Below are 14,071 nucleotides of genomic sequence, written 5' to 3'. Positions count from 1 at the left end.
GTGCCCGTTTTTGTCTGTAGAGGGGCAAAAGCAGCCTGTCATTTTCCCCACTTCGCAGGTAGAATGCTGCCCGTTTACCTTTTTTGCGCCCTGGCGGCGCTCATCCACAATTAAGGTCCGGTCATGACGTCTACTGCTACCTCTTCTCCTCGCGTTATCACATCCTCTCCCGTCGTTGTTGCGCTTGATTATGATAACCGTGACAAGGCGTTAGCCTTTGTTGATCGAATCGATCCCCGCGACTGCCGGTTGAAAGTAGGTAAGGAGATGTTCACGCTGCTGGGGCCGCAGTTTGTTCGCGACCTGCATCAACGCGGCTTTGAAGTGTTCCTCGACCTGAAATTCCACGATATTCCTAATACCACCGCACGTGCGGTCGCCGCTGCGGCGGAACTCGGCGTATGGATGGTGAACGTTCACGCCTCAGGCGGTGCGCGCATGATGACGGCGGCCCGCGAGGCGCTGTTGCCGTTCGGAAAAGAGGCGCCGTTACTGATTGCGGTCACCGTATTGACCAGCATGGAAGCCAGCGATTTGCAGGACCTTGGCATCACGCTTTCTCCTGCCGATCATGCCGCTAAACTGGCTGCGCTAACCAAACGCTGTGGTCTGGACGGCGTAGTCTGTTCCGCGCAGGAAGCCGTCCGCTTTAAGCAGGAGTTAGGGCAGGAATTTAAGTTAGTCACGCCAGGGATCCGCCCTACAGGCAGCGATGCTGGCGACCAGCGCCGAATCATGACCCCGGAACAGGCGCAGCAGGCGGGAGTTGATTATATGGTGATTGGTCGCCCGGTTACCCAGTCTGCCGATCCGGCGGCAACGCTTGCGGCAATCAACGCATCGCTGAAGCAGGGGGCGTAATGAGTGATTCTAATAGCCGCCTGGTTTACTCCACCGATAGCGGCCGTATCGAAGAGCCGAAAGCGGCGCCGCAACGAGCGAAAGGCGATGGCATCGTGCGTATTCAACGCCAGACCAGCGGGCGCAAAGGAAAGGGCGTCTGCCTGATTACCGGCATCGATCTGGATGACGACGCGCTGGCGAAGCTGGCCGCTGAGCTGAAAAAGAAATGCGGCTGCGGCGGTTCACTGAAAGATGGAGTGATTGAAATTCAGGGGGATAAACGCGACTTGCTGAAATCACTGCTGGAAGCCAAAGGGATGAAAGTGAAATTAGCGGGTGGCTAAGATAATTTCTATGAAATAAACAACAAGGCCACGGTATTTACCGTGGCCTTAATTATTTGTAGATGCGTGAGTCAGTAACTACGAAATTATTATTAATTTAATATGCGGGGTGGTTATTTGCCAACCTGGTGGCCAATGATGCCGCCAACCGCTGCGCCACCCAGGGTGCCCAGGGTGCTGCCGTCAGTTAATACCGCGCCGCCCAGTGCGCCGGCGCCGGCGCCGATTGCGGTGTTACGGTCGCGTTTAGACCAGTGAGAGCAAGCGCTCAGAGACATTACTACAGTAACCGCCAGTACGGCCGCAGCCATTTTTTTGCTCATCGAAGTCATCATTTTATTCTCCTGAATAATCTATTCATGGATACAACTTCCTTTAAGCATAGCAACAGGCTATGACTTACGGGTTATTCCATGAAACTTAAGTTGCGCAGGTGTTGCTCTAATCACGCAGGTGATAGTCACTTCCTGTTATATCGCTAATAATAATTCTACTTATTTTAAAATTTAACGTCAGGTAAAAAATCTTAATTGCGGGTCGGAATACTCTCAGACGCAGAAGGGACGCCAACGCCATTTTATCGGGCGCTGGCGGAAGCGATCAGGCGGGGTTAACAATATCGACGGTTAAACCGCTGTCGGTGAGCTGCTGGCGGATAGTGTCGTGCAAATTATTATCGGTAATGATGCGATTGAAACGGGAAATCGGGCCCAGCGGATAGGGATGCACAACGCTGAATTTCGAGCTGTCGCTCAGCACAATGGCTTCGCACTGTTTTTCCAGCACCGCATTAACCACATCGGCGCGCATCATGTCGCGGCCGGTGAAGCCGGTTTCGCTCTGCCAGCCGTCAACGCCGATAAATGCCTTGCTAAAGTGTACCTGCTGAATGCACTGGCGGGTTAACGGGCCCACCATGCTTTCACTGCGCTTCTGATAAATACCGCCCAGCAGAATCACCTCGCCCGGCGTTTCCTTGAGTAAATGCGCGATATAGCTGCTCACGGTGATGATGGTGATATCGCCTCGTTCCGCCAATGTGCGAGCCAGAAGGGCGTTTGAACTGCCATTTTCGATGAACACCGTCTCTCCGGCTGCCACCAGCGACGCGGCGCGCGCGGCGAGTTCACGCTTAATGGCAAAGTTGGTCATCATCCGGGTTTCGACGTCTTCACTATCCAGCGGTACCGCAAAGCCGTGGGTACGGCGCAGGTAGCTTTGTTTTTCCAGAGAATTCAGATCCTGACGAATAGTGACTTCTGAGACACCGGTCATCCTGGCCAGATCGGCTACGCTCATACGGCCTTTATCGATGACCATTTGCAAAATACTTTGTTGTCGGGCGTTCATAGCTACATCACAGTTAGAGGTCTATACGGCGCCCAGCAGGCCTTAAGGCGTGCTGGGGGACAGGAATGATTTAGATTTCCCACGGCGCTTTCGATTGCCCTGAGTCCTTCTCTGGCTCGTCGTGAGACAACGCCTGCAGCTCGGCTTTGAGGATCTCCAGATTATGGATCGCCGAGTGATAATCTCCGGCAACCAGAATATCCAGCACGGTATCGATACGTTGGGCGAGCAGGCGGGCATTCAGATCAGACATAGCATTATCCTGGTTACAAAAATGAATGAAATCAATGATGCAAAAAACAGTTGCAAAAGAGAAGCGAAAAAAACGCACATCCTTGCGCGGCTGGCGATATTCACTCAAAACGAGAAATGTATGGCCCCTGGGCAGGGGCCATAAAAGCGTTACGCCGCCGGACGGGCGATGACGCTGCGGGTTTCCATACGGACTTCAGCGATAGTCACGTCGATAACATCGGTGACTTTGTAAACGACTTCACCTTTAATCTGTACGGTTCCGTTCTCCTGACTGCAGACCAGTTCATCGCGCACCGCGTGCAGGAAAGGTGCCGGGATAAAGGCGACAGCGCCGTTATCGACCAGGCGCACGCGCATGCCGCCGCGGCTGACATCAATGATTTCTGCCGCGTAGCGGGTATCGGTTCCGGCTTTATCATTGAGGAAGCGAGCATACAGCCAATCTGCGACGTCGCGTTCCGCCATCCGGTTCAGACGACGGCGTTCCGCCATCTGCACGGTGACGTCATCCTGCGGGCGACCAATGGTCTCGCCTTTGATGACGGCTTTTAACAGACGGTGGTTGATCATATCGCCGTATTTACGGATTGGCGAAGTCCAGGTGGCGTAAGCTTCCAGCCCAAGGCCGAAGTGCGGGCCCGGTTCGGTACTGATTTCGGCGAACGACTGGAAGCGGCGGATGCGGCTATCAAGGAAACCTGAAGGCTGAGCATCCAGTTCGCGGCGCAGTTTACAGAAACCGTCGAGTGTCAGGACTTCCTGCGGATCGACGTGCACATCGTGCGTCTTCAGCAGCGCGGCCAGTTGTTCGGTGTTGGCCGGATCGAAACCGGTGTGCACGTTATAAACGCCAAAGCCCAGGTTATCTCGCAGCACGCGTGCCGCGCAGATATTAGCGGCAATCATTGACTCTTCAACGATGCGGTTGGCGATGCGGCGCGGTTCGGCAACGATATCCAGCACTTCACCTTTCTCACCCAACACGAAGCGATAATCAGGGCGGTCTTTGAATACCAGCGCGTGGGTTTGACGCCATTCGCTGCGGTGCTGGCAGACTTCCTGCAGCAGTTTGATTTGCTGCGCGATAGCGTCATCAGCAGGCTGCCATGAGCCGATATTTTCCAGCCAGTTGGAGACGTCGTCATAAGCCAGTTTGGCTTTAGATTCGATAGTTGCTGCGAAGAATTCGATATTATCTTCAATGGCGCCGTCAGCCGCCAGAGTCATGCGGCAGGCGAGTACCGGACGCACTTCGTTGGCGCGCAGCGAACACAAATCGTCAGACAGCTCGCGCGGCAACATTGGGATATTAAAGCCCGGCAGATAGTTGGTGAAGGCGCGGATTTTCGCCGCGTTGTCCAGTTTACTGCCCTCGGCAATCCACGCTGTCGGATCGGCGATAGCGACGGTCAGCAGCAGTTTACCGTCGTCGGCGCGCTCGACATACAGCGCATCGTCCATATCTTCGGTGCTGGCGCTGTCGATGGTTACGAACTCAAGCGGCGTCAGATCGCGGCGTTCCAGTCCTTCATCGAGCATCTCGGTGGCAACGCCATTCGGCGCTTCTTTTTCCAGGTTATGACGCGCCAGCGTCACCCACCACGGCACGAAATGATCGTCGCTAAAGGTGATGAATTGCGTTAATTCGGCATAGAAACCGCGGTCGCCTTTCAGCGGATGGCGACGCATTTCAGCCACCGCCCAGTCACCCTGTTTGAAGTCGTGTTCTACGCCGCGCGCGGCGCGGCAAGGGATGGCGTCTTTCAGCAGCGGATGATCAGGAACAATAGACAGACGATCGTCTTTTTTCTGCACTTTACCGACAAAACGGGTCAGGAAAGGCTCAACCAGCTCTTCCGGCTCGGCGCTTTCACGTTCTTTTTCGGTATGGACCACAGCGATAATACGATCGCCATGCATCACTTTTTTCATTTGCGGCGGCGGAATGAAGTAGCTTTTTTGCGAGTCGACTTCAAGGAAGCCAAAACCTTTTTCCGTGCCTTTAACGACCCCTTCAACGCGGGGAGTCTGGGAATGCAATTGCTGTTTAAGCTGCGCTAGCAGCGGGTTGTCCTGAAACATAATTAGGTTTTTTCGTGGCTAAAAGAGCGGCTGACATTTTTACGCGAATATGCCTGCCTCAGCAAGCGCTGTTTCAGCATTTTACGTCGCTTGACGTACCTCACCGAGGGCGATTTTAAGCCGGTTCAGCCACCCGCAGAGGCCGCACCACGCCAGCAGATCGATAGCCTCAACGCGGGAAAGCCCATATTCAGTGAGGGGAGTTAGCTGCGCGGCGCTAAAACGGTCCGGCGCACGAGTCAATAGCTGCGCCGCCTGTAGGAAAACGTGTTCCAAAGAATGGCTTCGCGCCCAGTGCTGAACCGTTCGTTCATCGCCGCGCAATGCCTGCAACAATCCGTTGTCACCTGTCCAGCGAGCTCTCCAGGCGTTAAAACAGCTGACGCTGCCGTTGATTCGCGCCGCGAGTAACGCCGCCATTGCGCTTAAGGGCTGCGCAGAATTATCCAGTTGATTCAGCAGTTGATGTAGCAGGGCCAACGCGCCTTCATCCGTTGCCAGAAGGGGGGCGAGAGGCTGCAGGCCGGGATGACGGTTCCATGCGGCGAGCCTGACTTGCTTGTCATCATTGGCGTAACGCAGGTCGGCATCATCGATATCCAGGGACCACTCTCCAGTAACATCAGTAAAGCGTTCTGCCGGGGCATCATTCTGCTGCGGCATACCGGGAAGCCAGCGTACCGGTTGCCCAAGCGCGGCCTGAAATGCGGCCACCGCGCGGGCCTGAAAGCCCACGAAGCCGATAATTTGGTTAATTAACACAATATCGCGGCTGGTCAGCCCGACCTCCTCAAGCTGGCGGCGGGAGACCTCGTTGATAACCGAGGGAGAACTGGCTAACTGGCGGGCGTACTGGGTTATCTGCGCCAACCGGTGATTACTTTCTCGTGAGGAGTCAGGGCCAGGCAACGGCGCCAGACGGGCGGCGTAGTGGTTACACAAGCGCTGTACGCCGTAGACCTGAGCGACGGTCAGGGCGGTGCTAAGACGGTCGTAGGCGCTGAAGGTTTGTAATCGGGTTACCGTGACGTTGTCCGGGAAAAGGACCTTTGTCAACTGACGCGCGGGCGCCAGCCAGCCTTCATGAGGGTGGCTGAGATCGGCTGCGAGTGGCAGATCGAGCAAAAAACGGTCATCAACGTCAGCGGCCTCCGGGACCAGAGGAAGAATCTCGACCGGGCTATTGGTTGACTGGGTCTCGTGATACCAGTGGTTTTTGCCATACACGCGGCGTTGCTCCATGGGCGTTCCTTGTTCGGTAGGTGGCGAACCGCCGTTTCGCGGTACCTCTATGCACAACTATCCTGGCGTAACCCTGAAGCAGGAGAAAATATTGATACGTACTAACAAATAGCGGATTGGAATAACAGAAGAGAAGCGTAAGCAGAGAAAGGAGAGAGATCCTCCTCACCGGGGTGAGGAGGATAGGGAACTTATTTCAGTTCCAGTTCGTTCATCGCAGCGATGCTGAAACCGCCGTCAACGTGAACGACTTCACCAGAGATGCCCGCAGACAGGTTAGAGCACAGGAAGGCCGCGCTGTTGCCGACGTCTTCGATGGTGACGGTGCGACGGATCGGGGTGACCGCTTCGCAGTGCGCCAGCATTTTACGGAAATCTTTGATACCGGATGCCGCCAGGGTGCGGATCGGACCCGCGGAGATGGCGTTAACGCGAATACCTTCCGGACCCATCGCGTTCGCCATATAGCGTACGTTGGCTTCCAGAGACGCTTTTGCCAGACCCATCACGTTATAATTCGGGATCGCGCGCTCAGCGCCCAGATAGGAGAGGGTCAGCAGCGCGGAGCCCGGGTTCAGCATCGAGCGGCAAGCTTTCGCCATCGCCACGAAGCTGTAAGCGCTGATGTCGTGGGCAATTTTGAAACCTTCGCGAGTGACGGCATTGACGTAGTCGCCATCTAACTGGTCAGCCGGCGCATAACCGATAGAGTGCACGAAACCATCAAATTTCGGCCATACTTTTTCAAGCTCAGTGAACAGCGCGGTGATGCTTTCGTCTTCAGCCACGTCGCACTGCAGCACAATGTTAGAACCCAGCGCAGCAGCAAACTCTTCTACGCGGCCTTTCAGTTTTTCGTTCTGATAGGTGAATGCCAGTTCAGCCCCTTCACGGTGCATTGCTTGCGCAATACCGTAGGCGATGGACAGTTTACTGGCCACGCCAGTGATCAGAATGCGCTTACCGGAAAGAAAACCCATAGCTTTAATCCTTATCGTTATTGCTTATTTTTACTCTAACAATCAAACGGTTAACGTTGTTATTTCAAAATAACTCAAATTTAGCCGGGAATTATATCCCACTGAAGACCCCTTGTGTCACGATTTTTTGTGCCGCCTATCGCAACGCAGCGCGTAATGATAAATGCGCTTACCCCAGTATATCACCGGATAATCACTACGTTTTACCGTGAGATCACGACGCGTTACCGATATTTCTGCGGTTAACGGCGCACGATCGTGGTGAGTAACAGTAGGGCGTCCGTCGTGAGCGGCGCGAGTTCGCCCGGCGTTTGCTGATGCCAGAAAATACCCGATTGCGCTTCACATTGCCGTTCACCAAGTTGCCAGCGCCCCTGTAATACCCAAGCGACGCCTTCGTCGCCGGGAGTCTGTATATCATCAACGACCCGTACCTCGGCGGCTGCGCGGTTGCGCTGGGTCATGATATTAAAGTCGAGACCGGGTTCGCGGATCCCTTCGCTACGCAGCGGCCACTCGCCGGCAAAAGCCCAGGGTTGCCAAAGCGTTAAAGCGTGATCGATAGCTTCGCCTTTCAGGCGCAGCGGCTGCCCGGCCAGTAGAGTAATGACCCGGTCGACGCCGGGAAAGCAGGAAAACGGGCCATCATTTTGCAGGGTGGCAATGCTGGCTCGCCATAAAAAAGGGGCGTCAGGAGAGGGGACACAGACTATCTCACGGGTCTCGCCTGCGCCATTTTTCCAGGGCGTGACGGGCAGAGTGGATAGTTGGACGGGAACGATCATGAGCGTTACACCTCGGTTTAGCGCGGTATGCGCAGGCGTTATCAACGTTATTGTTATGGTTTTGTTACTTTTTGCAATACAAAGAATTTACATATTCATCACAAAAATAGGATGCGTGCGGTGCGGGCAGTTGTCAATGCTTGTATATACAGGATCGGTCAGATGGGGAGTGAATAAATAATAATAGCGAGGTACCTATGTCTTCTTTTTCATCTACAGATGGGCAGTCAAAAAATAGTCAGGCTGGATTAAGTGAAACGCGGTCGATTGATTACATCCCCGAGCGCGAAAGGCATGGGCATCCGTTTAGCCAGTTTACCCTGTGGTTTGGCGGCAACCTGCAAATTACCGCTATTGTCACCGGCGCTTTAGCCGTGGTGCTGGGCGGCGACGTGGTGTGGTCGCTGATAGGTCTTCTCCTCGGTCAGGTGCTGGGGGCGGCGGTAATGTCGCTGCATGCGCTGCAGGGACCACGGCTGGGTTTGCCGCAGATGATAATCAGCCGCGCCCAGTTTGGCGTCTTTGGCGCGGTAGTGCCGCTGGTACTGGTCTGCATCATGTATGTTGGCTTCTCCGCTAGCGGTACCGTACTGGCCGGGCAGGCGATGGCAAAGCTGTTGAATATCAGCAATGTCGCTGGAATGTTGCTATTCAGCGCGATTATTATTGTCATTGCGGTACTGGGTTATAAGGTGATTCATAAGCTGGGTAAACTGGCGAGCATTATCGGCATTCTGGCCTTCGTCTATATGTTCGTTACCCTGCTGATGTCGGCGGATCTCGCGGCCCTGGCGCAAAATAACCATTTCTCCCTGCCGATGTTCCTGCTGGCGGTGTCTCTATCCTCGTCGTGGCAAATCGCGTTTTGCCCGTATGTGTCCGACTATTCGCGCTACCTGCCACGCAATGTATCGGCAACGAAAACGTTCTGCTCGGTGTTTTTCGGTACCGTATTGGGAACCCAGACATCTATGACGCTGGGGGTGTTTACCGCCGCGATTGCCGGCAGCGCTTTCCCCGGTCATGAAGTGAGTTATCTGGTGGGATTGGGTAAAAGCCAGGTGATGGCGATGGTTATCTACTTTGCTATTTGCTTTGGCAAGATCACCTTCACGACGCTTAACGCCTACGGCAGTTTTATGTCTCTGACCACCATTGTTTCCGGTTTCCGTCGCCAGACGGCGTTGTCGCAGAAATGCCGCGTTGCTTTCGTCGTCCTGATGGTCGCGGCTTCGTGTATTATCGCGCTGCTTAGCGAACCGGCTTTCTTAAAGCACTTTACCCATTTCCTGTTATTCCTGCTGGCCTTTTTCGTTCCCTGGAGCGCCATCAGCCTGACCGATTACTACATTATTTCTAAAGGCGCGGTCGATATTCCGGCGCTTAGCGATCCGCATCAGCGCTATGGTTTCTGGAATTTGTATGCCATTACCATTTATATCATTGGCGTGCTTATTCAACTGCCGTTTATTGAGAACCCGCTGTTCCATGGTTCGCTGACGTGGATATTCGCCGGCAATGATGTGTCATGGATTATCGGCTGGGTAGGTACCGGATGGTTGTATTATGCGCTGCGCCGCTTTGACCGCCGACCATTACCGGCGCAGAGTGTGTTTCCGCAGTGATAAATAGCTGGGGCGGCTATTATGCCGCCCCTGAAGGAAGGTTAACGCTATTTACCATCTTTTCGCCAGGCGTCGGCAGTCAGCGCCTCGCCGAAATGGCCGGCGATCAGCCGCTTGGTCAGTTCGTGGAGCGGCGAGGCCAGCACATCGGCGGTGCTGCCGCGTTCGACCACTTCACCCTCGTGCATCACCAGCACCTGATCGCTGATATGCTTCATCATCCCCAGATGCTGGGTGACATAGATGTAGGATATTCCCTGTTTTTCCTGTAGTTCCAGCATCAGGTTGATTAGCTGCGAACGCATTGACATATCCAACGAGGCCAGCGCCTCATCGCAGATAATCACTTTCGGACGCAGGATCAAGGCACGAGCAAGACCCAGGCGCTGCTTTTGCCCCGGCGCCAGCATATGCGGATAGTAGCTGACGTGGTCCGGTAGCAAGCCCACCATGCGCATCGTCTCGATAATCTGCTTTTCCCGGGCTTCTGGTTCAAGATCGGTATTGAGCCGCAGCGGGAAATCGAGGATCTGCGAAATACGCTGACGCGGGTTGAGCGAGGTCGAGGGATCCTGAAAAATCATGCGAATACGCTGGCTGCGGAATGAGTAGTCGCCAAACTCCAGCGGATGGTCGTCAATCAACAGTTCGCCGGTGGTCGGCTCAACCATCCCGGCCAGCATTTTGGCCAGCGTTGATTTACCGGAGCCGTTTTCACCAATAATCGCCAGCGTCTGACGCTCGCGCAGGGTAAAGCTCAGCGGCTTCACCGCCTCTACCGTCTGACGGTGGAACCAGCCGGTGCGATAGCGAAAGGTCTTACTCAGATTGCGAACTTCCAGCAATGTTTCGACCATTTCACTCTTTCTCCATGTTCAGCGGGAAATGACAGGCGTACAGATGATTACGCGCGCCGGTCAAACGCGGCGTGACGATACACTCGCGTTGCGCATAGGGACAACGTGGCCCCAGTCGACAGCCGATCGGCAGTTGTTCCAGCAGCGGAATGGCGCCGGGCAGGGTATTCAGCCGGCTTTTATGCGGCATTGAGCTGCCGAAATCCGGGATCGCACGAATCAGCGCCTGAGTGTAGGGGTGATGAGGGATGGTCACCAGCTCTTCGCTCGGCGCGGTTTCCACCGTCTGCCCGCAATACATGACGTTAATTTTATCCGCCCATTTGCTGAGCATCTGCATATCGTGACTGATCAACAAAATAGTGGTGTTGTTATTCTGGTTGAGCCGGGTCAACAGGCGAATAATCTGCGCCTGGGTGGTTGGCTCCATGGCGTTAGTGGGTTCATCAGCAATCAGCAAGCGCGGCTGGTTAGCAAGCGCGATGGCGATCATGACCTTCTGACATTCGCCGTCGGTCAGCTCGTAGGGGAAGCTGCGCATAATATCTTTGTGATCTTTAATTCCCACCCGGTGCAGCAGTTCAATAGCGCGGCGCTTACGCCAGCCAAAGCGTTGCCACCAGTGGCCTTTAAAGGTCCAGCCGGGGATATTTTGCATCAACTGCAGCCCAATACGCTCGGAAGGATCAAGACAGGATTGCGGCTCCTGGAAGATCATCGATACGTTGTGGCCAATCAGTTTTCGGCGCTCGCGGTTAGAGAGACGCAGCAGATCGATATCATCAAAACGCATACGGTCGGCGGTGACCCGCCAGTTATCTTTGGTGACGCCGCAAATCGCCTTGGCGATTAAGCTTTTGCCGGAACCTGATTCACCGACAAGACCACGGACTTCACCTTCAGCCAGCGTCAGGCTGACCCGATCGACGGCCTTTACCCAGCCCTCGTTGGTTTTAAACTCAATGGTGAGATTACGAATATCCAGTAACGGCATTATTGAACCCCGGCAATAATTGCGCGGCGAATACCGTCGCCCAGCAGATTGATGAGCAGTACGCTTATCATGATGGCCGCTCCCGGCAGCATGACCGTCCAGGGGGCGACGTAAATCAGTTCCAGCGCGTCGCCGAGCATGGCGCCCCATTCCGGAGAGGGTAGCTGAGCGCCGAGGTCGAGAAAACCGAGCGCGGCAATGTCGAGGATCGCCATCGACAACGCGCGGGTAATTTCGGTGACCAGTCCTGCGGTAATATTAGGCAGAACCGCAAACCAGAGAATATTGAGCGTGGAAGCGCCGTCGAGGCGGGCGGCAATCACGTACTCTTTTTCCAGTTCATCGTGCACCATGCTGTAGACCGAGCGCACCATGCGCGGCAGCAGCGCCAGCCAGACGGCGAACATGGCATGGCTCAGATGCGGCCCGGCAAAAGCGACGACGATAATCGCCAGCAGCAGCGACGGAATCGACAGCAGGGTGTCGAGAATGTGGTTCATTATCGCTGAACGCAAACCGTGGGTGGAACCGGCAATCACGCCAAGCACCAGGCCGAACAGCGCGGCGCCGAGCGTTACCACAAAGGCGCCGCCGACGGTCGGCGCCGCGCCGCTGAGTAGTCGACTCAGTACGTCGCGGCCAAGGTCGTCGGTGCCGAGGAAGAACGACACTTCGCCATAGCGCGACCACGAAGGCGGCAGCAGCTGGTAGCCGAGGAACTGCTGATCGATGCCATAGGGCGCAAACCAGCCGCCGAATACGCACAGCAGCACCAGCGCGCCGCAGCCGTATAAACCAATCATCGCGGTGGTATCGCCGTAGAATTTACGCCATACGGTGCGCAATGCGCCTGGCGGGCGCTTTTCGAGATAGACGCTATCGTAGGGCATATGAATCCGTTTTAAGTTTGTTAGTCATGCTTAATTTCTTTTCAAGAATCCCGCTATTATCAACGCCTTGCCAGTATGTAACGCTTTATTTTTGTGTGTTCTTCATAGATTTGAAGGTTATCAATTTACGCATAATGTGTACACTGATGTGTATATCTTCTTCCGGAGTGTACACATTGCTTACCGACACAAAATTAAGAAAAGCTCTTGGCAAAAAAAGAGACCAAATCGAGGTCATTTCAGACGCACATGGTCTGAATGTCAGGTTGTCTACATCCGGCAGTATAACATTCTTTTACCGCTACAGATGGAACGGGAAAGCCGCTCAACTAACGATTGGTGATTATCCAACCACCTCATTAGCTCATGCGCGAGAACGTAGGCAGCAGTTCAGGGCTTGGCTAGCGGAAGGGCTTGATCCTAGACGGCAAGTAGTACTCGAGAAACAGAAAAAAGTAGAAGCGCTTACAGTGAAAGAAGCATTCGATTACTGGGAGAAGTACTACTGCATCCCTGAAGGTCTGGTAAAAATCAAAGTTAACCGCCGCGACTTCAATAATCATATAGCCCCAGTGCTCGGAAATATGATTGTAGATCAGACAACTAAAGCTCACTGGCTAAATCTTTTTGACGGTATGGGGCGAAGAGTGGTTACAGGGCAAATGCTCGGTTTGATGCAGCGCACATTTCGTTTCTGTTCCAACCGTGGGGTAATTAACGTGAACCCTATTGAAAGCCTTAGACGATCAGATGTAGGGCTCACAGCAGCTGTAAAAGATCGCAGGTTAAGTGATGATGAAATCATTACAGTTTGGAATGCCCTGCCTGAGATGAAATATAGGCAGCAATTGATAATGAAGTTTCTCATTATGACTGGCTGTCGAAGTACAGAGATCAGAACAGCAAAATGGGAATGGTTTGATTTCAAGGAACAAACATGGACTATCCCGGCAAGTGATTATAAAACTGGGAAGTCGGTGAGAAGGGCGCTTCCTGAGGCTGTAATACAGATGATGGTAGCTGAAAAAGAAACATCAGTTTCAAAACATGTTGTGACGTTGTCACGATACAGGGGGCCAGAAGATGACAGGCCGCCACTTCAACCAAACGTGGCTCTGTTCTCTGCGCAGATAATTGCAAAAACAGGGATGAAACCTTGGTCGCTTCATGATTTGAGAAGAACAGTGGCGACGCGCCTTTCTGAATTAGGTGCGCCACCACATGTTGTGGAAAAACTACTAGGGCATCATATGTCTGGAGTCATGGCGCGGTATAACCTCCACGATTATTTGGATGATCAGCGTCATTGGCTTGCTGTTTGGCAACGTCATCTTGAGAAGTTGATTGGCCAGCCTCTGGTTTGATACCCATGTTGTCTTCCCAAGCAAGAAGGTCTGACAAACGCCATCTTTTAGGACTGCCATTTATTTTTGGCTTCGGAAACGGCTGAGAAAAGTACGATGGCATCCGGGATGGTGTGCTCCAGAAATACAGTGTGCTGCGCGAAATTTTGTATCTGGACAGAATGTCACTGGTTATCAATATTTCATCTTGGAAATGAGATGCGTTATTCATAAAAGCCCCTTAGTTACATTGTCCAGGAAGATGCTGCAGCCTACGGGCGCAGCTCATGGCCGTCGCCACATAACTGCATTTTCTGTTTACAACTTCTACAGTGATCTTTGAGCCTTGAACCACCACCGTATAAGTTCTCTTCGTTTTCTGTCGCCCGTAGGCGCCATAAAGCTCAACATGTTTTGCCAGTGCGGCATCACAAGCCTGGCGGCCCAGCGGTGATTGCTTGCTTCGGTTTATCAGTCGCAT

15 protein-coding genes are annotated in these 14,071 nt (G+C 53.7%); 4 read left to right on the top strand and 11 right to left on the bottom strand.

Going from position 1 to position 14,071, the window contains the following annotated elements; translation table 11 throughout:
• Window positions 1-123 precede the first annotated feature (123 nt).
• Window positions 124-861 (top strand): orotidine-5'-phosphate decarboxylase, encoded by a 738-nt coding sequence (gene pyrF, locus ABLU78_RS06830; protein WP_015705735.1) that lies wholly within the window; start codon window positions 124-126, stop codon window positions 859-861.
• Entirely contained in the window at window positions 861-1,187 is a 327-nt protein-coding gene (gene yciH / locus ABLU78_RS06825; protein WP_015705734.1) for a stress response translation initiation inhibitor YciH, read from the top strand. Before pyrF ends, yciH begins: the two co-directional genes overlap by 1 nt.
• A 113-nt stretch (window positions 1,188-1,300) precedes the next feature.
• On the opposite strand, the gene osmB is transcribed toward yciH, so the two are convergent.
• The 7 genes from osmB to ABLU78_RS06790 all read right to left on the bottom strand — a co-directional run bounded on the left by osmB (window position 1,301) and on the right by ABLU78_RS06790 (window position 7,881).
• A complete protein-coding gene (osmB, locus tag ABLU78_RS06820) occupies window positions 1,301-1,519 on the bottom strand; it encodes an osmotically-inducible lipoprotein OsmB (protein ID WP_026612282.1) in 219 nt (72 codons plus the stop codon).
• 268 nt (window positions 1,520-1,787) lie between these two features.
• Entirely contained in the window at window positions 1,788-2,537 is a 750-nt protein-coding gene (locus ABLU78_RS06815; RefSeq protein ID WP_015366234.1) for a DNA-binding transcriptional regulator YciT, read from the bottom strand.
• A 70-nt stretch (window positions 2,538-2,607) separates the two neighbouring features.
• Entirely contained in the window at window positions 2,608-2,790 is a 183-nt protein-coding gene (locus tag ABLU78_RS06810) for a hypothetical protein (protein WP_015366235.1), read from the bottom strand.
• Between the two features lie 149 nt (window positions 2,791-2,939).
• On the bottom strand, window positions 2,940-4,874 hold the full coding sequence (locus ABLU78_RS06805) for an exoribonuclease II (RefSeq protein ID WP_045387626.1): 1,935 nt from the start codon (window positions 4,872-4,874) through the stop codon (window positions 2,940-2,942).
• Window positions 4,875-4,955: 81 nt separating this feature from the next.
• Window positions 4,956-6,116 carry a carboxymuconolactone decarboxylase family protein gene (locus ABLU78_RS06800; RefSeq protein WP_032708276.1) on the bottom strand — a complete coding sequence of 387 codons (1,161 nt, stop codon included), beginning with the start codon at window positions 6,114-6,116 and terminating at the stop codon, window positions 4,956-4,958.
• Between the two features lie 191 nt (window positions 6,117-6,307).
• A complete protein-coding gene (gene fabI, locus ABLU78_RS06795) occupies window positions 6,308-7,096 on the bottom strand; it encodes an enoyl-ACP reductase FabI (protein WP_015366239.1) in 789 nt (262 codons plus the stop codon).
• 242 nt (window positions 7,097-7,338) lie between these two features.
• Window positions 7,339-7,881: a HutD family protein gene (locus tag ABLU78_RS06790; protein ID WP_015705731.1), complete on the bottom strand. Its 543-nt coding sequence runs from the start codon at window positions 7,879-7,881 to the stop codon at window positions 7,339-7,341.
• Window positions 7,882-8,078: 197 nt separating this feature from the next.
• Between ABLU78_RS06790 and ABLU78_RS06785 the strand changes: the two genes are divergently transcribed.
• Entirely contained in the window at window positions 8,079-9,506 is a 1,428-nt protein-coding gene (locus ABLU78_RS06785; protein ID WP_015705730.1) for a cytosine permease, read from the top strand.
• A gap of 47 nt (window positions 9,507-9,553) precedes the next feature.
• Here ABLU78_RS06785 and sapF read toward each other — a convergent pair whose 3' ends face one another.
• The 3 genes from sapF to sapC are packed head-to-tail and all read right to left on the bottom strand — an operon-like array spanning window position 9,554 to window position 12,247.
• Window positions 9,554-10,363, bottom strand: coding sequence for a peptide ABC transporter ATP-binding protein SapF (gene sapF, locus ABLU78_RS06780; RefSeq protein WP_015366242.1), 810 nt, complete (start codon window positions 10,361-10,363; stop codon window positions 9,554-9,556).
• A gap of 1 nt (window position 10,364) precedes the next feature.
• Window positions 10,365-11,357: a putrescine export ABC transporter ATP-binding protein SapD gene (gene sapD / locus ABLU78_RS06775; RefSeq protein ID WP_015366243.1), complete on the bottom strand. Its 993-nt coding sequence runs from the start codon at window positions 11,355-11,357 to the stop codon at window positions 10,365-10,367.
• Complete coding sequence (gene sapC / locus ABLU78_RS06770; protein WP_020078584.1) at window positions 11,357-12,247, bottom strand: putrescine export ABC transporter permease SapC; 891 nt, start codon at window positions 12,245-12,247, stop codon at window positions 11,357-11,359. Before sapC ends, sapD begins: the two co-directional genes overlap by 1 nt.
• 146 nt (window positions 12,248-12,393) lie before the next feature.
• Here sapC and ABLU78_RS06765 point away from each other — a divergent pair, with 146 nt between their 5' ends.
• Window positions 12,394-13,611 (top strand): site-specific integrase, encoded by a 1,218-nt coding sequence (locus ABLU78_RS06765; RefSeq protein WP_047053504.1) that lies wholly within the window; start codon window positions 12,394-12,396, stop codon window positions 13,609-13,611.
• 220 nt (window positions 13,612-13,831) lie between these two features.
• Here the strand turns inward: ABLU78_RS06765 and ABLU78_RS06760 are convergent, their stop codons facing one another.
• Window positions 13,832-14,071 carry a DUF4060 family protein gene (locus ABLU78_RS06760; protein WP_072056188.1) on the bottom strand — a complete coding sequence of 80 codons (240 nt, stop codon included), beginning with the start codon at window positions 14,069-14,071 and terminating at the stop codon, window positions 13,832-13,834.

Origin of the sequence: Klebsiella sp. JN_Kp122, assembly GCF_040062085.1 — a bacterium.
In the GTDB taxonomy this organism is placed as follows: Bacteria; Pseudomonadota; Gammaproteobacteria; order Enterobacterales; family Enterobacteriaceae; genus Klebsiella; species Klebsiella aerogenes.
Note: the sequence above shows the minus strand (reverse complement) of the source record. Positions and strands in the feature narration are given on the sequence as shown.

What these genes read in the sequence shown, in the direction of transcription:
- pyrF (WP_015705735.1), top strand. Translation starts at nt 124, where the DNA reads ATGACGTCTACTGCTACCTCTTCTCCTCGCGTTATCACATCCTCTCCC.
- yciH (WP_015705734.1), top strand. Translation starts at nt 861, where the DNA reads ATGAGTGATTCTAATAGCCGCCTGGTTTACTCCACCGATAGCGGCCGT.
- osmB (WP_026612282.1), bottom strand. Translation starts at nt 1,519, where the DNA reads ATGACTTCGATGAGCAAAAAAATGGCTGCGGCCGTACTGGCGGTTACT.
- ABLU78_RS06815 (WP_015366234.1), bottom strand. Translation starts at nt 2,537, where the DNA reads ATGAACGCCCGACAACAAAGTATTTTGCAAATGGTCATCGATAAAGGC.
- ABLU78_RS06810 (WP_015366235.1), bottom strand. Translation starts at nt 2,790, where the DNA reads ATGTCTGATCTGAATGCCCGCCTGCTCGCCCAACGTATCGATACCGTG.
- ABLU78_RS06805 (WP_045387626.1), bottom strand. Translation starts at nt 4,874, where the DNA reads ATGTTTCAGGACAACCCGCTGCTAGCGCAGCTTAAACAGCAATTGCAT.
- ABLU78_RS06800 (WP_032708276.1), bottom strand. Translation starts at nt 6,116, where the DNA reads ATGGAGCAACGCCGCGTGTATGGCAAAAACCACTGGTATCACGAGACC.
- fabI (WP_015366239.1), bottom strand. Translation starts at nt 7,096, where the DNA reads ATGGGTTTTCTTTCCGGTAAGCGCATTCTGATCACTGGCGTGGCCAGT.
- ABLU78_RS06790 (WP_015705731.1), bottom strand. Translation starts at nt 7,881, where the DNA reads ATGATCGTTCCCGTCCAACTATCCACTCTGCCCGTCACGCCCTGGAAA.
- ABLU78_RS06785 (WP_015705730.1), top strand. Translation starts at nt 8,079, where the DNA reads ATGTCTTCTTTTTCATCTACAGATGGGCAGTCAAAAAATAGTCAGGCT.
- sapF (WP_015366242.1), bottom strand. Translation starts at nt 10,363, where the DNA reads ATGGTCGAAACATTGCTGGAAGTTCGCAATCTGAGTAAGACCTTTCGC.
- sapD (WP_015366243.1), bottom strand. Translation starts at nt 11,357, where the DNA reads ATGCCGTTACTGGATATTCGTAATCTCACCATTGAGTTTAAAACCAAC.
- sapC (WP_020078584.1), bottom strand. Translation starts at nt 12,247, where the DNA reads ATGCCCTACGATAGCGTCTATCTCGAAAAGCGCCCGCCAGGCGCATTG.
- ABLU78_RS06765 (WP_047053504.1), top strand. Translation starts at nt 12,394, where the DNA reads ATGTGTATATCTTCTTCCGGAGTGTACACATTGCTTACCGACACAAAA.
- ABLU78_RS06760 (WP_072056188.1), bottom strand. Translation starts at nt 14,071, where the DNA reads ATGCGACTGATAAACCGAAGCAAGCAATCACCGCTGGGCCGCCAGGCT.